The organism is Mesorhizobium sp. M0340 (genome assembly GCF_040321535.1).
Classification (GTDB): domain Bacteria; phylum Pseudomonadota; class Alphaproteobacteria; order Rhizobiales; family Rhizobiaceae; genus Mesorhizobium.
The window spans coordinates 1-649 of sequence record NZ_JAMYRR010000080.1 but is presented as its reverse complement, the minus strand read 5'-3'; the positions used below and the strand labels follow the sequence as shown (position 1 = coordinate 649).

2 protein-coding genes are annotated in these 649 nt (G+C 63.6%); both read right to left on the bottom strand.

The window, feature by feature from the left end:
* The coding region (locus tag NKI79_RS33145) for an ATP-binding protein (RefSeq protein ID WP_352807510.1) at window positions 1-330 on the bottom strand (330 nt) is incomplete at its 3' end.
* Window positions 330-649: Mu transposase domain-containing protein (locus NKI79_RS33140; RefSeq protein WP_502909893.1), on the bottom strand; the 320-nt coding region annotated here is incomplete at its 5' end. The genes NKI79_RS33140 and NKI79_RS33145, both read right to left, overlap by 1 nt.

Sequence of the window (649 nt, the reverse complement as noted above, 5' to 3'; positions counted from 1 at the left end):
AGGGCCAAGGAACAGGACTGTGTCGCCGTGGGCGATCCAGCGGCAGGTCGCAAGCTCCCTGATCTGTCCCTGATCCAGCGATGGCTGCGCGTCGAAGTCGAAGCCGTCGAGTTCGCGCACGAACGGGAACTGCGCCAGTTTGCTCGACATCAATATCCGCCGCTCGTCACGCCGCGCGATCTCGCGCGACACAAGGAAAGCCAAAGCCTCGCGCAAGGTCATCTTCGAGCGTGCGGCCTCATCCAGCAGCGTGTCGAGTTGATCGCGGATTGCCGTCAGCTTCAACCGGTCGAGTGTCGCGACCAGCATGTCGTGATCCACGGTCGTCATCACCAGCCTCCCCCGACAACCGCCTCGTATTCCGCCAGCGGCCGCAGCAAGGCGCAAGGAGCAATCTCTATAGGGGCTGCTGCGCGCACTGGTCCCTCGGCGCCAGCCACGCCGACAAAATGCGCCCGGTCCACGATCCGTTGTCGGCGACCTTGGCATTGGGAATGATCGGCCACCACCCGGCCCGCATGACGGATGATGACGCGACCGGCCAGAACCACTACCTGAACGCTCTCTCCGATCAGGCGCCAGGGCACTGAGTAGCTGTTCGTATCGAGGTCGATCGCGCAGTCCGCCTGAACCTTGCGCACCAGATCAC